Genomic DNA, 19581 nt, shown 5'->3' with positions numbered 1-19581 from the left:
TGACCGCCTATGCGTTCGACTTTGAATGCTATCTTCTTTCGTTCAACTTATATAGCATCATTTCGCCCATGAAAAATCCCCTCCAAGTAAACCATAGTGGGCTTTTTACACACTGTCTACTTAAAGGGGATAATATCAATTAGTCCGAGGCTTTTTTTTGATCATTTGTTTCTATATTGTCTTATCTTAAACTGGAAGTCCATATTATGGCCGTCTTTAGAATTAATGGATACTTCCCATTTTTCATTAATAATGCCGCCAAAGACCCCAACTGTCTCTATTTTTTGTTGGCCTGAAGGTATCGGAATGTCTGCCGCATAAGTTCTTCCATCTTTCATTAACGTCATGTACACTGTTCCTGGACCATCGTTTTTTACATAAAGATCCATAAATCTTCCAGCATGGATGTTTGCAGTAAATGAGCTCTGGAAGGAATCGTACCCAACGTGATGAACATCTCCTTCTTCGTAGTCGGTTTCGATTGAAAGAGTTTCTGATTGAGTTGGTGCAATTCTAGTTGAATCAGGCGCAGCAGAAGCAAAACCGGTAAATGTTGATAACATCAGCACTGTTGAAATGACGACTAACGATTTTTTCATAGTAACCTCCTTGGAAATGTATTATAATGGTGTACATCCCTAATATACCATATATAACCATCAAATTGTTTTGTAGATGAGTCCCATCTGTGACGAAGACCCGAACTATTCGAGGCTTTACTTGTTGGCATTAATTAGGTACAATTTTGTAACATACATTATAATAGGAAGAAACACGATTTAACTGACGTAATGAGTTGCTAACCATGCTAACGGATTTGTTAACGGACTTGTTAACGAACAGGGTAAAACAGAGGAAAACAAAACCCTGTGGATAACCGACAAACCCTTATGTATCAAGACTTAGGCGAAACGAGTGAAACACATCTCCTAGACTTAGGATCTAGCGTTTAACGACGTGGGGGTTCAAGTCCCTCCACGCGCACCATTATCATTAAACCCTTGGGATACAAGGTTTTTTTTCTGAGATGATAAACGCCTAGGGAGTAATTGTAACTGGATAGTGGCAATGGTAATATTGAGCTATGACAATTTTAGGGGAATATGTGGTAGTACTTAAAAGATAATATTGAAAAGGAATCAATTAAGGACTTTGTTGGCATATTGCAGACAGAGTCCTTTAAGCAATCCGTCCCAGTTGTTTTATTCGTTTAGGGAGGTTTCGTTATTGGAACAATTCACCATGTTTTTAATGATGTCTGTCGCTCTTATTTTAACGCCGGGTGCTGATACAGCGTTGGTCACGAAAAGCACGATTGTTCACGGGAAGCGCGGGGGAGTTGCAACCGCGGCAGGGACCGCCGCCGGCATTATTATTCATACCTGTGCAGCAGCGATGGGGTTGTCCGTATTGTTGGCTCAATCCGCGGTGTTGTATGAGACGGTTAAATGGGCCGGGGCTGTTTACTTGATATACTTAGGCATCAGTTCACTCCTATCAAAGGGTTCAAGCTCGGGAAAAGCTGCACAGCCTTCTGTGGAAGATGCAGACGTTCCAGTGGGCGGCAGCTCGGTTATAAAGTGTTTTTCCCAAGGCGTATTAACGAATGTACTAAACCCGAAAGTAGCTTTGTTTTTTCTTACCTTTTTGCCTCAATTCGTTCGTGCGGACAGTGCTTCCTTTACTCAGTACCTGACCATGGGACTTATTTATGCCTTTTTATTAATTGTGTGGTTGCTCATATTCGTCTATTTTATTCATGCGTTTCGCAGTTGGCTGCAAAAGCCCTCCGTCCATAAAACGATTGAACGAGTAACAGGAGCAGTGCTGATTGGATTTGGCCTTAAAGTGGCGTTGGAGCAGCGGCCTTAATTTGAGTCCAATTGCAATCAATTGTGGATAAAAGTCGCAACTGCTTTTCATATACACAAAGTATCCACATTATCTAACGTACAGATAGTCTCGGTGTATGAAGTGGGAACAGCGTTATGGGGGAACGTGTCGAACCTGCTGATAAGTTAGTATGATAAGTAGGCTAGTGAGGCAAAGAACGACCTTTAGAAGCGTCTTATGGAGTCAGATAGAACGTGGGTGGTACAAGAGGAACCTGGCGCCTTATACGGCAATTTGCAACCAATCCGCTGGCGTTTCGCTACGAAATAAAGGAACATCCGCTACGTACTGCGGAATAAGTGTGTGTACGCGAAGTGTGCTGTCTTAAATTCCGGGTTCCTCGCCAGATGAATTGCACAACGTGTCCACATGTAACGGAAGAAGAACGAGAAGAGATATTTAAACAACATATTTGTGCCAAAATGAACTAATAAATAAAATGTGTTGCAATTCACTCGATATTGTGATATATTATTACTTGTCGCTTCTTTGTTTAGATGTAATTAATTTTGCACTATTGCATAAGATGAGCGAGAGAATTATTTGACAAGGTATTTAATGTCATTAAGAAATGCGGAATAAAGTGTTGCAATTGATTCGGCATTATGATATATTATTACTTGTCGCTTCTAAAAACGTGATTGCAGCGATATGCGCGGACATAGCTCAGTGGTAGAGTATCGCCTTGCCAAGGCGAGGGTCGCGGGTTCGAATCCCGTTGTCCGCTCCAGAATATGCGCCCTTAGCTCAGCTGGATAGAGCGTTTGACTACGAATCAAAAGGCCGGGAGTTCGAATCTCTCAGGGCGTGCCATTTTTAAATAAGCGATCGGGACGTAGCTCAGCTTGGTAGAGCACTTGGTTTGGGACCAAGGGGTCGCATGTTCAAATCGTGTCGTCCCGACCATTTATACGCGGGTGTAGTTCAATGGTAGAACTCCAGCCTTCCAAGCTGGTAGCGTGGGTTCGATTCCCATCACCCGCTCCATAATTAACAAGATAACCACCTAATAGGTGGTTTTTTTGATGTGGTGCGGATGTGGGGGAGTGAACCCACGAGAGGTTCGACCGTCCGTGAAGACATCAATGGATAAGAAAAGTAGGACGCGCGTCCGGGATCGCTATGAGAGATGCCGATATTGGTGGCACACGAGAGCAAGCGACGGGATGTTTAGCTTGTTATGACCCGTAGCATTCCCAATTAAGTGCTTAGCTTCACTATTCCTTTGGTTCAGAATCGGCAGAAGCATGATGCATGCCATGTACCATGACGACTATATACTTGAGAAAAAGAATAAGTGGAATCAGAAGTGACGTGTCGGTAACTGTACACTTTTGCAGCACTTTAAGCCGCTATCCCGTTAGTTCAGAAGCTATATTAGAGGTTGTTGCGGCCCGTTAAGGTGTGAGGTACATCAACTTGGTCATGCTGCGGTTGATGTGTCTGAAACTAAGGATTCATCACCAGATGCGAGAAGTGGCCGTGGTAGTTCTTATATTCATCATATGGAAAAACGTTCCCATTCTGAGTTAGCTTTTAGCAGTAGGAAAAATGCAAGGGAACAGCATAAATTGTACTGAATGGAGGGGAGAGTGTTGCAAAGGATTAGAATGAGCATAGTTCTCTTTGTGGAAGGTAAAGGAACACTAAGATTCAAGGACGATAGTATTCTAATCTGGCTCCCATCTCACCTCAACGAAAAATGTGTTAATAACGTGTTGATGAGACCTTTCCCCAGAACGAAGGTATGACGTGTGACGGCGGTGCTGCTTACTTGGGCATATACACCCCCATGTGCGGATGTTCTGCTGCCGTTCGGCTTACGGCATAATGATGATCCGGGATGGAATGGAGATATCGGGCATAAGCAGGATAGAGGACGTGTGCGTTGGAGCTAGATAGCTGTCTGGTTATAAAAGTATGGTTATTGTTCTCAATGAATAATGATAAAGCCAATAGAAACTTATCTTTTGAGGCGGGGTCCTAACGGGAAGCGGAGGGGCATCTCCTGGCAGTAAAGCTTGTGTAAAGAAAATGTTGAAATGTATCGAACAATGTGGTAATATGTTTATGTTACGGAAATGCGGACATAGCTCAGTGGTAGAGTATCGCCTTGCCAAGGCGAGGGTCGCGGGTTCGAATCCCGTTGTCCGCTCCAGAAATATGCGCCCTTAGCTCAGCTGGATAGAGCGTTTGACTACGAATCAAAAGGCCGGGAGTTCGAATCTCTCAGGGCGCGCCATTTTTTAATTAAGCGATCGGGACGTAGCTCAGCTTGGTAGAGCACTTGGTTTGGGACCAAGGGGTCGCATGTTCAAATCGTGTCGTCCCGACCATTCATACGCGGGTGTAGTTCAATGGTAGAACTCCAGCCTTCCAAGCTGGTAGCGTGGGTTCGATTCCCATCACCCGCTCCATACACATCTTTAGCCGGAAGCGAGCCATGGGTTCGACCGTCCGTGACAGCTTCGCAGCAATGCAGAGCAGGACGCGCGTCAACACTTCCTCTAAGACGAGTCGAAGACTCGCTTTGGATTAGCGGTGTTTGAGTATTCCCATTACCCGCTCCATTTAGATTGAAATGCATAAACATGCCATAACGTACATAAAGACCTTCACTGAAAGGTCTTTTTTTGTATATGTAAATCCGAACTAATGTAAGGGGATACAGAACGAATGTACGATTTTTTCATGTAAAAGTAAAGATTTTAGTCTGATTTTGTAGTATGATGTTAGGAAAGCCCAATTCAGTGCGAACTGAATATGCAGAGATAGGGGGAGACGAATGACTGACCATACGTTAACCGCAAACAAAACCAATTCAAATAACTTGTTGCGGCGGGACGTTCGTTTTCTGGGAAATATCCTTGGCGAAGTACTCGTCCATCAAGGCGGTCATGAACTGCTGAACATTGTGGAGAAAATTCGGGAATTAAGCAAATCATTACGTGCTGTATTTTTGCCTGAATTATACGAAGAGTTCAAAAAGCTGATCAATACGTTGAACCCTGAAATTCGACATCAAGTGATTCGTGCATTCGCTATCTATTTTCAGCTGGTAAACATTGCGGAACAGAATCATCGGATTCGACGCAAACGTGATTACGAGCGCTCTGCCGGGGAGACGGTACAGCCGGGCTCCATTGAGGGTGTCATTCTGGAGTTGAAAGAGCGGAAAGTTTCGGAAAATGAGTTGCAAGAAATTCTTGAAAGCATTTCTTTGGAACTCGTCATTACGGCTCATCCGACTGAAGCGATGCGTCGTGCGATTCTCGATATTCACAAACGCATCGCCGAAGACGTCATGCTGTTAGATAATCCGACACTCACCTACCGTGAACGGGAGCAATTGCGCGATAAGCTGCTCAATGAAGTCATTACGCTGTGGCAGACGGATGAATTGCGCGATCGTAAACCTACCGTATTGGATGAAGTACGAAACGGTCTGTACTATTTTCATGAAACATTGTTCAATGTTCTACCTGACGTGTATCAAGAGCTAGAGCGTTGCCTTGATAAATATTATCCAACCCAAGCATGGCACGTTCCGACTTACCTCCGATTCGGTTCATGGATTGGCGGGGACCGGGACGGCAACCCATCGGTTACGTCTTCCGTCACATGGGAGACATTAACGATGCACCGTGGCCTGGCCGTTCGCAAATATGAAGAACGATTAAGAGAATTATTCCGCACATTAAGCTTTAGCACAAGCATCGTTCAAGTATCTGAGGAGTTGTTAAGCTCGATTGCGAAGGATCGGGAGAACGTAACGTTGAAATACGTTCCATTCTGGAACAATGAAAAAGAACCATATCGTATCAAGTTGACCTATATGTTGGAGAAGTTGAATAACATCTCCGACGAGTCCACGAAAGACACCTTGCAGCGTTACCGTATGCCGATGGAATTTGTGGAAGATTTGAAAATTATTGACCGCAGCTTGCGTCACCATTTTGCAGATTATGTAGCTGATACAAATGTGAGTAAACTGATTCGCCAAGTGGAGCTGTTCGGCTTCCATATGGCAACGCTCGATGTCCGTCAGCATAGCAAGGAACATGAGAATGCAATGACGGAAATATTGGCGAATATGAATATTGTCGAGGACTACAGCCAACTAAGCGAAGAAGACAAGATTGAACTGCTGAACCGTTTGCTGAACGACCCGCGTCCTCTGATTTCGCCTTATATTCAATATAGCGATTCCACGACGGAGTGCCTGAACGTATATGTTACGATTTATGAGGCACAGAAGGAATTCGGGGTCAAGTGCATCACGAGCTATCTTATCAGTATGGCGGAAGCGGCAAGCGATGTCCTTGAAGTCATGCTGTTGGCGAAAGAAGTCGGCTTGTTCCGTCAAGAAGCGAACGGCGCTATCCATTGCACGCTTCAAGCGGTGCCTCTCTTTGAGACCATTGAGGATTTGCATGATGCGCCTGGCATTATGAAGACGTTGTTCGATCTTCCGATTTATCGCAGTGCCGTCAGCGCCATGAATGACATGCAGGAAATTATGCTAGGTTATTCAGATAGCAACAAGGATGGCGGCGCGTTCACCGCGAACTGGGAGCTGCGCGTAGCGCTTAAGGAATTGACCGCAATGGCTCAGAACTATGATGTGAAGCTCAAGTTCTTCCATGGTCGCGGCGGTGCCTTAGGACGCGGAGGAATGCCGCTCAACCGAAGTATTATGGCTCAACCGCCTCATACGATTGGCGGTGGCATTAAGATAACGGAGCAAGGGGAAGTATTGTCCTCGCGGTATTCGATGCAGGGCATTGCTTACCGCAGCTTGGAGCAAGCTACCTCTGCGCTCATTCAAGCGGCTATGCTGGCACGTACGCCGCATTCGGATTTGTATGAGTCCAAATGGAAAGAACTAATGGAGAATATCTCGCAAGCTTCTTTGACAAAGTATCAGGATTTAATTTTCCGCGATCCGGGCTTCCTGACTTACTTCAAAGAATCGACGCCGCTTCCTGAAGTTGGGGAGCTAAACATTGGTTCCAGACCATCGAAGCGGAAGAACAGCGATCGTTTCGAAGATTTGCGTGCTATTCCATGGGTGTTTGCGTGGACGCAGAGCCGTTATCTCCTTCCGGCATGGTATGCGGCAGGAACTGGATTGCAAAGCTTTTATCAAGGCAAAGAAGAGAATATGGAGATTATGCGGGACATGTACCAGCATTATTCCTTCTTCCAGTCAATGATCGACAGCTTGCAAATGGCGCTCGCCAAGGCAGACTTGGTCATTGCGAAAGAATATGCCAATATGATTAAAGATGAAACGATCCGGGAGCGCATCTTTACAGCAATTGAAGAAGAACATAAATTAACGACTGATTTGATTCTGCAAATCACCGGACAAGAAGAAATTCTAGATAACGTTCCCGTCATTCAGGAGTCGATTCGCTTGCGCAACCCGTATGTGGACCCGCTGAGCTATATGCAAGTTCAACTGCTGGCCGAACTGCGTGAATTGCGTGAAGCTGAGGAAGACGATCCGATTTTGCTGCGGGAAGTGTTATTGACAATTAACGGCATTGCAGCAGGACTTCGAAACACGGGTTGATGATGACGGGCATGTGCAGTGGCTATTCATCGATTCGACTGGAGCACGAAGTAGCGACGATGCAGTCGAGTCTTGAGCAATCAAGACTCGACTTTTCCTGTGTTTATGCATAGGAACGACTGGTGCAGCGATGACCAGGAACCGAGCAGAAGTGGATGGGAAGAGTACAGATGACGGTGCTCCAAGGTTCGGATTCCTGCTTACGATGTCCGGCATTGTCATTGTACCTCAATGATTGTAGAAGACATCGGCGTAACGAGCAGTGAGGATGGAGGGAGACCGTTGGATACGTTAGAAAAACGGCTCGTGAGATTGGCTCGAAAAGGGGATACGCGGGCGTTTGCCGAGATTGTCGAACTATATAAAGATAAAATATTTCACCTCGCCTACCGCATGCTGAGCAATCGGCATGAAGCGGAAGACGTAGTTCAAGATACCTTTTTGCGAGTATACCGCAATCTGGATCGGTATGATGATAATCAGAAGTTCTCGACCTGGATATATCGTATCGGGACGAACTTATGCATCGACCGTCTGCGCAAGCGTAAGCCAAGCTATTCGTTGGATGCGGAGATGACTGAACAAGAAGGCATTGACGGCTACGCGATGATTCCAAGCGACGACCGGACACCGGAGTCGTATTTGATTGTGAGCGAAACACAGCGCATGGTGCATGAGGCTATTAACAGTCTGCCAGCCAAGTATAAGACGGTGATGATACTTCGCTACTTGCAGGATATGTCCTTGCAAGAGATTAGCGACGTGCTGGATATGCCTGTCACGACGATTAAGACGAGGGTCCATCGGGGACGTGAATTTCTCCGCAAAAAGCTCGAACGGAAAATCTGACAAATAATAGCGGGTTAAAAGTTTGAAACTATTTTGATCTCAAGTCGTATCGTATATCAAACCGGCATAACGTGCGTCCTACGCATGGAACCGGACAAGAGCGGAGCATGCGGGTTACTTTGGATGAACGAGCTTCATCCTGCACATACATTCCGCCCTTGCAATTAACGGTGGTACAGCCGTTTCTATTTGGAAACTCCATGAAAGGATTGGCTCAAATGGATTGCAAACAAGCCGTCTCATTAATGCACGACTTACTAGATGACGATTTGGACCGAGAATGTGCGAAAGAACTCAAAGCGCATATGCTTGAATGCCCGGCTTGCCGTGAGCGTTTTCGTCAATTAGAAGAGGCGGACCGCCTGCTGTACGGATTCAATCATCGTTTGCAGCCGACATCGGATGATTTAACCGATCGAATTATGAGTGTCATTCCGAAGCCAAGGCAGCAAAGTGCTTTATTGGTGTGGGTGAAGCGACACCCGGCTATCACGGTCGCAGCCGTCTTTGTATTGGTCATGATGACAAGTGCGCTTAGCATGTGGAATGCAGATAAACAGCTTATGGTCAAAGGAGCACACTTGGACGGTGTTGTTATCGAGAATAACAAAGTTATTGTTCCCTCAGACAAAGTGGTTGCCGGTGATTTGACGATTCACAATGGAATGGCCGAGGTATATGGTCAAGTACAGGGTGATGTAACGGTCATTGACGGCAAAGTGTTCCAAGCATCTACGGCGAACATTTCGGGCTCGGTTCATCAAATCGACGAAGCATTAGGCTGGATTTGGTACCAGATTACGAATCTGTTCGGTTCAGGGCCTTCATTGCCATAACCGGGCGAGTGCGCAAATCATTCGTATCGTACCACAACTCTCCTGCGATAAATGTAGGAGAGTTTTTTTACCATTAAGGAATGTTTAAGTTTTGTGAAGAGATAAAGCGCAACCAAACATTTCGTATGGCGATAAAACCTACCTCTAAACGCGGCCGCTCATCTTCGAGAGGCCTCGATAGAGGTTTTCTCATATGAAAAGGAGTTTTGCGTCAGCTCATCGAAAAGTATATAGTTAGTACGTAGAGAGAAAGATGTTCTTATCAGGATCTTATCAGGGAATTGCCGGGGGTACCTGCATGAATTATTTTACGGATATGACGTGGAAAGACACGATTAAAGATATTATCGATATTCTAATCGTCAGCTTCATTATTTATAAGTTACTCGTTCTCATCCGCGGAACCCGTGCCGTACAGTTGCTGAAAGGGGTTTTTATCCTCGTCATCACATGGGCCATTAGTACGTGGTTTGATTTGTATACGTTGAAATGGTTGATGAATCAGATGTTTACGTTTGGTGTGCTTGCGGTTGTCATTATTTTTCAACCTGAGCTGCGGCGGGCATTGGAACAATTAGGCCGAGGCAAGTTCTTCGGCGGCCGTCTGATTGCAGAAGAGGATGAAACCGCAAGAGTCATCGGCGAGTTAATTAAATCCGTTAATTATATGTCGCGTCGAAAAATCGGAGCGCTGATCGTATTCGAGCGCACGACGGGACTTAATGAATATACCGAATCGGGCATTGCGATGGAATCGCGCATTAGCTCGGAGCTACTGATTAACCTATTTGTCCCGAACACCCCGCTGCATGATGGGGCGGTTATTGTACGCGGAGGTCATATCGCGGCAGCCGCCTGTTATTTGCCATTGTCGGAGAATCCTTTTATCAGCAAGGAACTGGGAACACGACACCGCGCTGCCATCGGGATTAGCGAGGTATGCGATGCTATTTCTGTCGTCGTCTCGGAGGAGACCGGGCAGGTATCTTTAGCGATGAATGGACAAGTAGTACGAGACATTAAAGAGGAATCGCTTATTTCCAAGCTATTCGAGGAATTGAAGCCAAAGACGAAGAAAGAACGCCGATTGTTCTGGAAGCGAAAAGGTGAGCATCATGGATAAGTGGCTAATGAATAACAATGCAGCGAAGGTGATAGCGCTAGTCCTGGGTATTTTGCTCTTCGCCGTAGTACATAAGGACGATTCTACGGCTGTAACGACGCCACCGTTGATGGAGTCACGATGGATTGACAGCGTTCAGGTACGGACGATAGGACTGGATACGCAGCAGCAGGTCATTAAATCAATGAAGCCAGAAACGGTGCGCATTCAAGTTCGCGGGAAACGAACGACCATTGCGGCCGCTTTGCCGGAAGATTATAAAGTGACTTTGGATTTGACCGGGTATGGTACAGGGAGACATGTAGTTCCGCTTCACCATGAATTCCCTCAAGGCATCGAGCTTGTCTCCATGCTGCCGTCGAGCGTAACGGTCGATCTGGAGGATGTGCAGACGAAGGAATTTGAAGTGCGGGTGAAGACGGAAGGAATAGCGGCAGCAGGCTACAAAGCCGGAACGCCAATTGTCAGCCCGTCGAACCGGGTGCATGTGACGCTTCCTGCATCCCGTATGGCTGAGGTCAAATCGGTGACGGCCATGGTCAACATTGGTAAGGCAAATGAGTCCGTTATGTTGAAGCGGGTCAAGCTGACCGCATATAATTCCAAAGGTCAGGAGATTCAGGACGCGGTTATGACGCCTTCCGTGGTAGAGGTCGAAATACCGATCACGAAGCCGTTCAAGAGCGTGCCACTGCAGGTGAATTTGACGGGTCAATTGCCGGATGGCTTGGCCGTATCGACCCTTACGCCTGATGTTAACCAGATTACATTATACGGTCCACAGGAAGCGTTGGATCAATTTGAATTCTTCGATGGGGTGCAGGTCGATCTGCGTCAGATTAAGGCCGAGGGTGTATATAAATTAAATGTGAGATTGACGCCTCCGTCGAACATTGAGAAAATAGAACCGAGTGAGATTACCGTCGACTTACAAATTTCGAGCGTGAAGCAAAGAGTAATTTCCGGAGTGCCTATCATATTAACAGGGGAGAATGACCGGCTGGAGACGACGGTTGCGGAACCGGCTACCCGCAAGATGGATGTCACAGTTGTCGGCGCACCGAGCCTAGTTGATGAGCTGAAGGCCGGAGATATTCAATTAATTGCGAACGTAAATGATTTGCCTCCGGGCAAGCATACGGTGAATCTTCAAGTCAATCTTCCAAGATTTGTTCGACGTGCGGACAATATACCGCTTACGGTGACGATTATAATCCAGGATCATAGTACGCCCGTAACGACAGAGCCCGATACGAAACCGACCCCTCCCACGGGAGGGGATGCCGGCAATTCAGAGGGAAGCCAGAGTGAGACGGGACAAGAGGAGCATAAGCCGGCCGTACAGGAGGACGCAGGAACTTCGACGGAGACGAACGATACCTCTCCTGATTTGAATTCCGAAAATGATCAATCATCATGACGAAATGCATAAAATAACGGTACATCTAAATAGAGGTTAGGAGAAAAGACTATGGGGAAATATTTCGGAACAGATGGGGTACGCGGAATTGCGAATCAAGAATTGACCGCGGAACTCGCATTTAAAATTGGCCGCTGCGGCGGTTATGTGTTGACCGGCGAGGCCTCAGGCAAGCCGAAGGTGCTAATCGGGATGGATACGCGCGTCTCCGGACGTATGCTGGAATCATCTTTGACGGCAGGCCTGTTGTCTATTGGGGCGGATGTTGTGCTGCTTGGAGTCGTCTCGACTCCCGCTGTGGCATATTTGACGCGGGTATTGGGCGCGGATGCAGGGGTTATGATTTCCGCTTCTCACAACCCGGTAGAGGACAACGGCATCAAATTTTTCGGAGCTGACGGCTTCAAGCTGCTGGATGAGACAGAGCTTGAAATCGAGCGTCTCATGGATGCGGAGACGGATGAATTGCCACGTCCAATTGGTGAAGGTCTCGGTACTGTCACTACGGATACGGAAGCGAAATGGCGCTATGTGGAGTACTTGAAATCCACCGTATTGAACCGCTTCGAAGGCCTGCGCATCGTGCTTGATTGCGCGAATGGGGCGGCATATGAGCTGGCTCCACGTTTGTTCCAGGAACTCGGTGCAGAGGTCATTGCTATCGGGGCGGAACCTACTGGATTGAATATTAACGCGGATTGTGGATCAACGCATCCGGAGCAGTTGAAGGAAGAGGTTGTGCGTCAAGGGGCGCATCTCGGACTTGCGTTCGATGGCGATGCCGATCGGTTGATTGCGATTGATGAGCATGGGGAAGAAGTGGACGGAGACTTCATTCTGCTCATTTGTGGACACGAAATGAAACGTGCCGGCCGGTTGAAGGGCGATACAGTCGTAACGACGGTGATGAGCAACATCGGCTTCTTCAAGGCGGCAGAGAAGCTAGACTTGAACACTGCCAAGACCGCGGTCGGTGACCGTTATGTCATGGAAGAAATGAGACGTGGCGGATACAATCTCGGTGGAGAACAGTCTGGACATGTCATCTTCCTTGAGCATAATACGACTGGAGACGGAATGCTGACGGGCATCCAGCTTGTCGATACGTTAATCAACAGCGGCAAGACTTTGGGTGAAGCGAAATCGCTTATGCGCAAGTATCCGCAAGTACTCGTCAATGTGCGTGTCGGGGATAAGAGCAAGTACAAAGACAATGCTGTAATTGAAGAAGTCATTGCCTCTGTGGAGCAGGAGCTCGGTGATAACGGGCGCGTTCTTGTGCGTCCGTCCGGTACGGAGTCGCTTATTCGCGTCATGGCGGAAGGCCCAGATGCAGACGTCGTCGAAGCGTATGTAAAGCGCATTGCTGACGTTGTGCAGAAGGAATTGAGCTAATATTGTAAACGAAGGAATCAAGCTGCTTTTCTGACCATTAAGGAATGTTTACGTTCTGTGAAGCGATAGAGCGAAATCAAACATTCCTTATGCCGATAAAGCCTGCCTTTAAACGCGGTCGATCATCTTCGAGAGGCCTCGTTAGAGGTTTTATCATGCTGTCAGAAAGGCGGCTTTTTTCCTATTATTGTGTACCCATTGCCAACGAAAACCGAAATGCATATAATAATAAGCATGTTCCTCTGAGACGGAGCGATGAGAAGACTGTCGAACTTCCATAGCTCATGCAAGAAGCCGGCGTGTCATTGGAGCTAGACTCGGTGCAGCGTTTGTCTTTTGAACTTCGCTGCGTGAAGTAACGTGTCTAATCGTGCAAGTTTCATTTCAGAATAGAGAGTGAGGATAGAGGCAGGACGTAAAATAAAGCGGGAACTGTGTTAAAAGCGCCAGCACTTGGATGGCAGATTCGACATCTGCAGCAAGTGGACGAGGTGGAGGTGTTCGAAATTATCGGCGGGGACCTCCCGGTGTGTCACCGGCACCGTAATGGCAGAGCGGAAAACGACGAGGCGACTTGTCGCACAACGCCTGCTTGCGAAGGTGAATGTGAAATCAATTAGTGAATATGATGAACGTTTAATATAAAAAAATGGGCTGCCTCATGGATGGACGGAGCGCACAGAGTTCAAGGGATCCTTATCCTATATTGCTGTTGTGCTTGCAAGACGTACGGAGTGTGTAATCTCCTCTTGACGTTTTCCATGGGCAGGATGTTGCGGTGTTATCTTTAACCTCATAAATCATTGAATGCATACGCCTGTATGGCCAGCAGCATGACTTCTGTGTGCACGTTCGTCCAGAACGCAGCATGACGGAGGTATATGGATTATGTGTGGTATTGTCGGATATATCGGAACAAGGGATTCTCAAGCGGTGCTGTTGGACGGATTAAGCAAACTGGAATATCGGGGTTATGATTCCGCAGGCATTGCCGTGTTTACGCCACAAGGCTTGCAGATCAGCAAAGCCCAGGGCCGCTTGGCAGTGCTTGCTTCGCGCCTGGAGGATGAACCGCTGCAAGGAACAGTAGGCATCGGTCATACGCGCTGGGCTACGCACGGGAAGCCGTCGGATGTGAACTCGCATCCGCACACGGATGAGGCCATGAAGTTCTCTGTCGTCCATAACGGTATCGTCGAGAACTATATGGAACTGAAAGAGGAGCTTATCGAGGCCGGGTATATCTTTGTCTCGGAGACGGATACGGAAGTAATTTCCCATCTGATTGCGAGAGAATATGATGGAGACATCGTGAAAGCGGTACAGCGGGCAACGTCGCATATGCGCGGAGCCTTTGCCTTGGCCGTGTTGACCGAATATGAACCGGAGAAGCTGGTTGCAGTCCGATTCGCCAGTCCGCTCGTTATCGGTATTGGTGATGGAGAGAATTTTATTGGATCGGATATACCGGCTATTTTGCAATATACGCGTCGAGTGTACATTCTCAATGACGGAGAAATGGCGGTCCTAACTAAGGACGCTGTCGAATTGATGACGCTAGAGGGGAATTTTATTTCTCGGGAAATGATTGTTGTCGATTGGGACGCGCTGACTGCAGAAAAAGGCGGTTACGACCATTTCATGCTCAAAGAAATTCATGAGCAGCCCAAAGCGTATCGCGACACGATGCGCGGTAGAATCAAGGAAGAACGCAGTGGAATCAAGCTGCCGGAATTGAAGCATGTGTCGGCATCGAAATTGCGGGCCATCCGCAACGTGCATATTGTCGCTTGCGGTACGGCCTACCATGCGGGACTTGTCGGACGGACGCTCATTGAGCAGTGCGCAGGTCTTCCGGTGGAGACAGATGTCGCGTCGGAGTACCGCTATCGGTCCCCGATTATTACGCCAGAGACGCTCGTCATCGTCGTCAGCCAATCCGGTGAGACGGCGGACACGCTCGCGGCGCTCCGGGAAGCAAAGCGCTGCGGCGCAACGGTACTGGCCATCACGAACGTGGTCGGCAGCTCGGTCGCTCGCGAAGCGGACGATACGGTCGTCACCTGGGCAGGCCCGGAGATTGCCGTCGCTTCGACGAAGGCGTATACGTCGCAGCTGGTTGCGTTCATGCTGCTCAGCCTGTACATGGCTGAGTCGTTAGGCACAAAGGAAGAGGCTTGGATTCAGGAGCAGCTGGCGGCGATGGAAGCTTTGCCGGAGCAGGTGGAACGTATCCTGGAGCAGGCTGACGAGCTGAAGCGGGTGGCGGAAGACATGGCGCAGCACGACCATATGTTCTTTATCGGTCGGGGCCTCGACTATGCGGTCGCCTTGGAAGGCTCGTTGAAGCTGAAAGAAATCTCCTACATTCATTCCGAGGCATATGCTGCAGGTGAATTGAAGCACGGTACGCTTGCGCTGATTGAGGAGGGCATACCGGTTGTCGCGCTGATTACCCAGTCTGCGCTGGTGGAGAAGATGGTGAGCAACATTAAGGAAGTAAAGGCGCGCGGCGGTGTCGTCTACGCGATTACCGACGAAGCGAACGCTCCTGCGGTGCAGAAGGCAGTCGACGGCATGTTCGTCCTGCCGACGACGCTTCCGCGGCTTGCTCCAGCGCTCTCGGTCGTGCCAATGCAGCTTATCGCTTATTACGCCAGCTTGGCACGCGGCAATGACGTTGACAAGCCGCGCAACCTGGCGAAGAGCGTGACGGTGGAGTAAAAGTTGTAGGATGTTGTTTTGATTTTGTGGATTTGAAATAAAGTTGCACCGTTTATAAAAAAGTTAAACCGTTTTGAAAAAAGTCGAATCGTTTTACCCCTTTAGATATGACTATCTAAAGGGGTGTTTTTATGTCGAAAAGAAAAAGAACATCTGAGATTGAACAGTGGATTAAACAAGGTCGAGGGACCGGTATTGGAGTAGATTATAAACCTTGGTTAAAGATTCAAGATGTATCTTCAAAGGGTCGTTCAACTCGTTTAAAAGGAATAAAAACAAACAGACAGCATGAATTTCTGTCGGATTTAGAACGCAATTATTTTTATTTAACTGAGTAGGGGTATCCCTAAGCTTTTATGGAAAGCGAACAGCAGAAGAGATTTATAAAAAGGTAAGGCCAAGAGTAACTCGAGTTAATAGAAAATTATGTGTAGGGACTGAAGAACAGCAGTCTAGAAATATAATTCTTGAGGGCGAAAATCTTCAGGGGATGGTCACCTTGTATAAATATAGAGAACAAGTAGATTTAATTTTGACAGATCCACCGTATAATACTGGGCATTATTTCCGGTATAATGATGAGTGGGATAGCGATCCAAATGCCCCAGCCCTTGGGACTTTAGTTTCTGATTTCTGATGATGATGGTTCTAAACATACAAAGTGGATGAAAGCAATGATGCCACGTCTTCATATGATGTGGAAAATGCTTAAACCAACTGGTGTAATAGCCATATGTATTGATGATAATGAACTATTTCACTTAGGAATGATGATGAATGAAGTATTTGGTGAGGAAAATAGAATAGAGATTATTAATTGGCAAAAGTCTTATTTCCTAAAAATGATAGTAAGCATGTGTCAACGGCTGCAGAGTACGTATTGGTATATGCTAAAGATAAATCTATTGCCAAGACAGGGGTATTACCACGAGAAGATTCTACTAACTCGAAGTATAAAAATCCTGATAATGACCCAGAGGGACTCTGGAGAAGTAGTGATGCGACAGTGGCAACGGTTACAAACAAAGATAGCTATGCAATTCAGTCCCCTTTTACAGGGGCACTACACTATCCAGATTCTAGGTCATGGACAAACCCTAAAAATCAATGAAAAGGTGGTTAGAGGGTTGGGGCTCAACATATGTGGAAAAGAAATTAGATGATGGGCGAGTGAACGAATGATGAGAGGGATGGGAAAATGAGCGATACAAGGACCAAATTGATGCTGGATTTGCAAAGAATTGAGAAGGATGAGTATCAGTTACGCGAAGGTGAGCAGCATCAAGATTTCTTACCGTTGTTACTTCAATATATTGGCGATCCTCAGCCAGAATTACGGGATAACCTGATTTATCCGATGTTTTATATGTGGATTAAGGAAGAGAATAGGTTCAGTGGAGAGGAGTTGCGTAGCCTCTTAACTGTTCTGACTGATGAGAACCATTTGTTCTATAATATTGGCAGCGAGGATGATCAGTCAGTTTTTACAAGGACGTTCTCTGCCTTGCCTATCGCTTTGATTGTGCAACGCCACAGACAGAATCCATTTTTCAATCAAGCGGAAATTGAGCAATTAATGCATGCAATGCTCCGTTATTATAAAGAGGAGAAGGATCTGCGAGGTTACCTTTCAGTAGGAGGCTGGGCTCACAGCGTGTCTCACGGTGCGGATGTTTTTGTCGAGCTGGTGCAGTGCGAGGAGAGCAGCGTCGCAATGCTGCGTGAGGTTCTTGTCGCTATTTCTGGCATGCTTCATAATGGTAGACACATTTTTAGCGATGAGGATGATGAGCGCTTGGTCAACATCGTGGATACGATGATTGACAAAGAGTTACTTCCACATCAAGAAATCGCTGATTGGATTAGCGGCTTAGCGCAATGCTGCAATTTGCCGAGAAGTCGCAGTCAGGTGATTGCTCGCGTGAACAGCAAGAATTTTTTACGCAGTCTCTATTTCAGAAGGGGACAAGATAGCCGAGGGAATGAGCTTAACACTGTCATGCTTGGTACTGAGGCAAAATTGAACAGGTTTTCTATCAGTTAAAGGAGTAGAGGGGCTGTCCCAAAAGTCATGGAAGATTGGCTGAGGGATTGCCCCTTTTTATGTCAAGAAAAACAAAAAGAAACCATCCTTTGGTAAAATGGAAGTACCACCCACCACAACTGGTGGTAAAGACGGACGAGCGGATACACAAATTGTTATGACATTGAATCCAAATACAAACGAAATGACTATGGTGACTATTCCAAGGGATACACGTGTCAATATTGAAAATACAGGAGATTATTCTGGTATTCATAAAATAAATGCAGCATATACCTATGGATCAATCACCGATTATGGAGCTGAAAAACTTCAAGTAGAAACGATTGAAAACCTGCTTAATATACCTATAGATAAGTTTGTTGCTATAGATTTTGATGGTTTTCGAGATATTATCGATGTCATTGGTGGTGTTGACATTGATATAAAAGAAGGATTTTGGAAAAAAACATTTATAACAATGACGAGAAAATTTATTTCAGCCCTGGTCAAGATCAATTAAATGGAGAGGAGGCTCTTGCTTTTGTTCATATGAGGTTGAGAGATGTCAATTCAACCTATTCACGAGATGAAAGACAAAGGCAACTTATAGAAGCGGTAATTAAGCAATTAATTTCAATAGGTACAATATTTAATGTTGATAGAATTACTAATAACTGGTTGTCTTTATTCCACGCGGCATTTCGAATTGTCGTACCGCCAGACTCCATAAAACAAGTTTTAGACTGACTTTAGAAATTGTAACAGCGACAGGCAAGGACGAGAAAATAAAGTCCTTGCCTGTCGCTGTTTCATTGAACTAACGTTCCCAGTTAGTTCAATGCTTTTGGTACTTTTTATAATAGACTGTCACAGTTCTAAAACATCGCTTCGGTATTCAATTCCTAGATCTTTAAGCAAATTATTCAAGCCAAACCACAAGTTTTCACAAAGTAGATAGAGCTCTTCTTTTTCAGATAGCTCACCACTTATTACTTTTTTTGCTAACTCAACATATCCTTTTGGCTTAATTGGTTTTTCTATGGATTCTTCCAGAGTCACGGCTCTACTGGTGTAATATTGTTTATTCATCAATCCAATCAATTTAGCAATTTGCCACGTGAAATCAAAAACAGCACGGGGCAGATAAGAGAGGTTATTGGAAACTCGGATATTACGAATCTTGCCCATAGTTTCGTACGGCTCCCAAATCATAAATTCTGCTATTACTTCTCTAAATGCTTCTTCAGGTACCGAGAGTGCAATTTCTTTCGTCTTATTAAATATACCTTTTGGATCATACAAGGAGGTAATATGTATGAAGCTACCCACTTTAATCGCCCATCCATCGTCCACCGCACTTGCTTGATCTAACCATTCTGATTTCTGCTTTGTAGAAATCTCTAATTTAAAAGGATGATAAATTAATTCACGGCTAGGTATATTTGCTCCATCTCTACTAATTACGTGCAATTCTATATCTGAATAAGGACCCTCTTTTTCTTGAGCAACTGAACCATAGATACCGATTGCCTCAATGTCTTCTTCGTATTTATCTAATAACTTGTTCTTTATCTCATTAATAAAATCCAATTTCTCATTTCGACTAGTTTCAGCTGGAAAAGGTAGCATGTAAGTCCTCCTGGTGTTGTAATTCCTTATATTCTATCATCCCTTCAACTAACCTCCCTCTATGAAGAATCACTTTTCTCTTAAATGCTCGCGTTTTCTTAGAATTTG

The 19581-nt window shown here is 46.0% G+C and carries 16 protein-coding genes, 8 tRNA genes and 1 pseudogene; 23 read left to right on the top strand and 2 right to left on the bottom strand.

The annotated features are described in order from the left end of the window. Positions 1–161: 161 nt before the first annotated feature. Complete coding sequence (locus tag LQV63_RS29925) at positions 162–599, bottom strand: hypothetical protein (protein WP_019419065.1); 438 nt, start codon at positions 597–599, stop codon at positions 162–164. Positions 600–1227: 628 nt separating this feature from the next. Between LQV63_RS29925 and LQV63_RS29920 the strand changes: the two genes are divergently transcribed. The 23 genes and pseudogenes from LQV63_RS29920 to LQV63_RS29815 all read left to right on the top strand — a co-directional run bounded on the left by LQV63_RS29920 (position 1228) and on the right by LQV63_RS29815 (position 18591). Beyond that, positions 1228–1872: a LysE family translocator gene (locus LQV63_RS29920; RefSeq protein WP_233699443.1), complete on the top strand. Its 645-nt coding sequence runs from the start codon at positions 1228–1230 to the stop codon at positions 1870–1872. A 320-nt stretch (positions 1873–2192) separates the two neighbouring features. After that, positions 2193–2324: a (2Fe-2S)-binding protein gene (locus LQV63_RS32270; RefSeq protein WP_407672992.1), complete on the top strand. Its 132-nt coding sequence runs from the start codon at positions 2193–2195 to the stop codon at positions 2322–2324. A 224-nt stretch (positions 2325–2548) separates the two neighbouring features. Then, positions 2549–2623: transfer RNA gene (locus tag LQV63_RS29915), tRNA-Gly, on the top strand. Positions 2624–2629: 6 nt separating this feature from the next. After that, positions 2630–2706, top strand: a tRNA-Arg gene (locus LQV63_RS29910). A gap of 16 nt (positions 2707–2722) precedes the next feature. Beyond that, positions 2723–2799: transfer RNA gene (locus LQV63_RS29905), tRNA-Pro, on the top strand. A 7-nt stretch (positions 2800–2806) separates the two neighbouring features. Further along, positions 2807–2880: transfer RNA gene (locus LQV63_RS29900), tRNA-Gly, on the top strand. 767 nt (positions 2881–3647) lie between these two features. Then, positions 3648–3791, top strand: coding sequence for a hypothetical protein (locus LQV63_RS29895; RefSeq protein ID WP_233699442.1), 144 nt, complete (start codon positions 3648–3650; stop codon positions 3789–3791). Positions 3792–3976: 185 nt separating this feature from the next. Further along, positions 3977–4051: transfer RNA gene (locus LQV63_RS29890), tRNA-Gly, on the top strand. A gap of 7 nt (positions 4052–4058) precedes the next feature. Beyond that, positions 4059–4135, top strand: a tRNA-Arg gene (locus LQV63_RS29885). Between the two features lie 17 nt (positions 4136–4152). Then, positions 4153–4229 (top strand) — tRNA-Pro (locus tag LQV63_RS29880). Positions 4230–4236: 7 nt separating this feature from the next. Next, positions 4237–4310: transfer RNA gene (locus tag LQV63_RS29875), tRNA-Gly, on the top strand. Between the two features lie 368 nt (positions 4311–4678). After that, positions 4679–7471 (top strand): phosphoenolpyruvate carboxylase, encoded by a 2793-nt coding sequence (ppc, locus tag LQV63_RS29870; protein WP_233699441.1) that lies wholly within the window; start codon positions 4679–4681, stop codon positions 7469–7471. 282 nt (positions 7472–7753) lie between these two features. Continuing rightward, complete coding sequence (sigW, locus tag LQV63_RS29865) at positions 7754–8320, top strand: RNA polymerase sigma factor SigW (protein ID WP_019419004.1); 567 nt, start codon at positions 7754–7756, stop codon at positions 8318–8320. Between the two features lie 218 nt (positions 8321–8538). Then, the gene (locus LQV63_RS29860) at positions 8539–9156 is read left to right on the top strand and encodes a zf-HC2 domain-containing protein (RefSeq protein WP_026010823.1); all 618 of its coding nucleotides are present in this window, start codon (positions 8539–8541) and stop codon (positions 9154–9156) included. A gap of 298 nt (positions 9157–9454) precedes the next feature. Then, positions 9455–10279 (top strand): diadenylate cyclase CdaA, encoded by an 825-nt coding sequence (gene cdaA / locus LQV63_RS29855; RefSeq protein WP_019419002.1) that lies wholly within the window; start codon positions 9455–9457, stop codon positions 10277–10279. Next, positions 10272–11699 (top strand): CdaR family protein, encoded by a 1428-nt coding sequence (locus LQV63_RS29850; protein WP_233699440.1) that lies wholly within the window; start codon positions 10272–10274, stop codon positions 11697–11699. The genes cdaA and LQV63_RS29850 overlap by 8 nt, the downstream gene beginning before the upstream one ends. Positions 11700–11750: 51 nt before the next feature. After that, a complete protein-coding gene (gene glmM / locus LQV63_RS29845; RefSeq protein WP_019419000.1) occupies positions 11751–13094 on the top strand; it encodes a phosphoglucosamine mutase in 1344 nt (447 codons plus the stop codon). A gap of 888 nt (positions 13095–13982) precedes the next feature. Then, complete coding sequence (glmS, locus tag LQV63_RS29840; RefSeq protein ID WP_233699439.1) at positions 13983–15818, top strand: glutamine--fructose-6-phosphate transaminase (isomerizing); 1836 nt, start codon at positions 13983–13985, stop codon at positions 15816–15818. A 131-nt stretch (positions 15819–15949) separates the two neighbouring features. Further along, positions 15950–16153 (top strand): annotated as a pseudogene (locus LQV63_RS29835) (TnsA endonuclease N-terminal domain-containing protein); the annotation flags it as partial. A gap of 330 nt (positions 16154–16483) precedes the next feature. Continuing rightward, positions 16484–16981, top strand: coding sequence for a hypothetical protein (locus LQV63_RS32265; protein WP_407672991.1), 498 nt, complete (start codon positions 16484–16486; stop codon positions 16979–16981). A gap of 35 nt (positions 16982–17016) precedes the next feature. Then, entirely contained in the window at positions 17017–17862 is an 846-nt protein-coding gene (locus LQV63_RS29825) for a DUF2785 domain-containing protein (RefSeq protein WP_233699436.1), read from the top strand. A gap of 97 nt (positions 17863–17959) precedes the next feature. Further along, a complete protein-coding gene (locus tag LQV63_RS29820) occupies positions 17960–18364 on the top strand; it encodes an LCP family protein (protein ID WP_233699435.1) in 405 nt (134 codons plus the stop codon). Then, positions 18301–18591 carry an LCP family glycopolymer transferase gene (locus LQV63_RS29815; protein ID WP_233699434.1) on the top strand — a complete coding sequence of 97 codons (291 nt, stop codon included), beginning with the start codon at positions 18301–18303 and terminating at the stop codon, positions 18589–18591. Before LQV63_RS29820 ends, LQV63_RS29815 begins: the two co-directional genes overlap by 64 nt. A gap of 120 nt (positions 18592–18711) precedes the next feature. On the opposite strand, the gene LQV63_RS29810 is transcribed toward LQV63_RS29815, so the two are convergent. Then, entirely contained in the window at positions 18712–19473 is a 762-nt protein-coding gene (locus LQV63_RS29810) for a kanamycin nucleotidyltransferase C-terminal domain-containing protein (protein ID WP_233699433.1), read from the bottom strand. Positions 19474–19581: the final 108 nt, after the last annotated feature.

Origin of the sequence: Paenibacillus profundus, from assembly GCF_021369635.1 — a bacterium.
GTDB lineage: Bacteria > Bacillota > Bacilli > Paenibacillales > Paenibacillaceae > Paenibacillus_B > Paenibacillus_B profundus.
This window is presented reverse-complemented; position numbering and strand designations above follow the sequence as displayed.

Bases quoted from the DNA above. Each gene is read 5' to 3' on its own strand.
- LQV63_RS29925 (WP_019419065.1), bottom strand. From the start codon at position 599: ATGAAAAAATCGTTAGTCGTCATTTCAACAGTGCTGATGTTATCAACA.
- ppc (WP_233699441.1), top strand. From the start codon at position 4,679: ATGACTGACCATACGTTAACCGCAAACAAAACCAATTCAAATAACTTG.
- LQV63_RS29860 (WP_026010823.1), top strand. From the start codon at position 8,539: ATGGATTGCAAACAAGCCGTCTCATTAATGCACGACTTACTAGATGAC.
- cdaA (WP_019419002.1), top strand. From the start codon at position 9,455: ATGAATTATTTTACGGATATGACGTGGAAAGACACGATTAAAGATATT.
- LQV63_RS29850 (WP_233699440.1), top strand. From the start codon at position 10,272: ATGGATAAGTGGCTAATGAATAACAATGCAGCGAAGGTGATAGCGCTA.
- glmM (WP_019419000.1), top strand. From the start codon at position 11,751: ATGGGGAAATATTTCGGAACAGATGGGGTACGCGGAATTGCGAATCAA.
- glmS (WP_233699439.1), top strand. From the start codon at position 13,983: ATGTGTGGTATTGTCGGATATATCGGAACAAGGGATTCTCAAGCGGTG.
- LQV63_RS32265 (WP_407672991.1), top strand. From the start codon at position 16,484: ATGAAAGCAATGATGCCACGTCTTCATATGATGTGGAAAATGCTTAAA.
- LQV63_RS29825 (WP_233699436.1), top strand. From the start codon at position 17,017: ATGAGCGATACAAGGACCAAATTGATGCTGGATTTGCAAAGAATTGAG.
- LQV63_RS29820 (WP_233699435.1), top strand. From the start codon at position 17,960: ATGGAAGTACCACCCACCACAACTGGTGGTAAAGACGGACGAGCGGAT.
- LQV63_RS29810 (WP_233699433.1), bottom strand. From the start codon at position 19,473: ATGCTACCTTTTCCAGCTGAAACTAGTCGAAATGAGAAATTGGATTTT.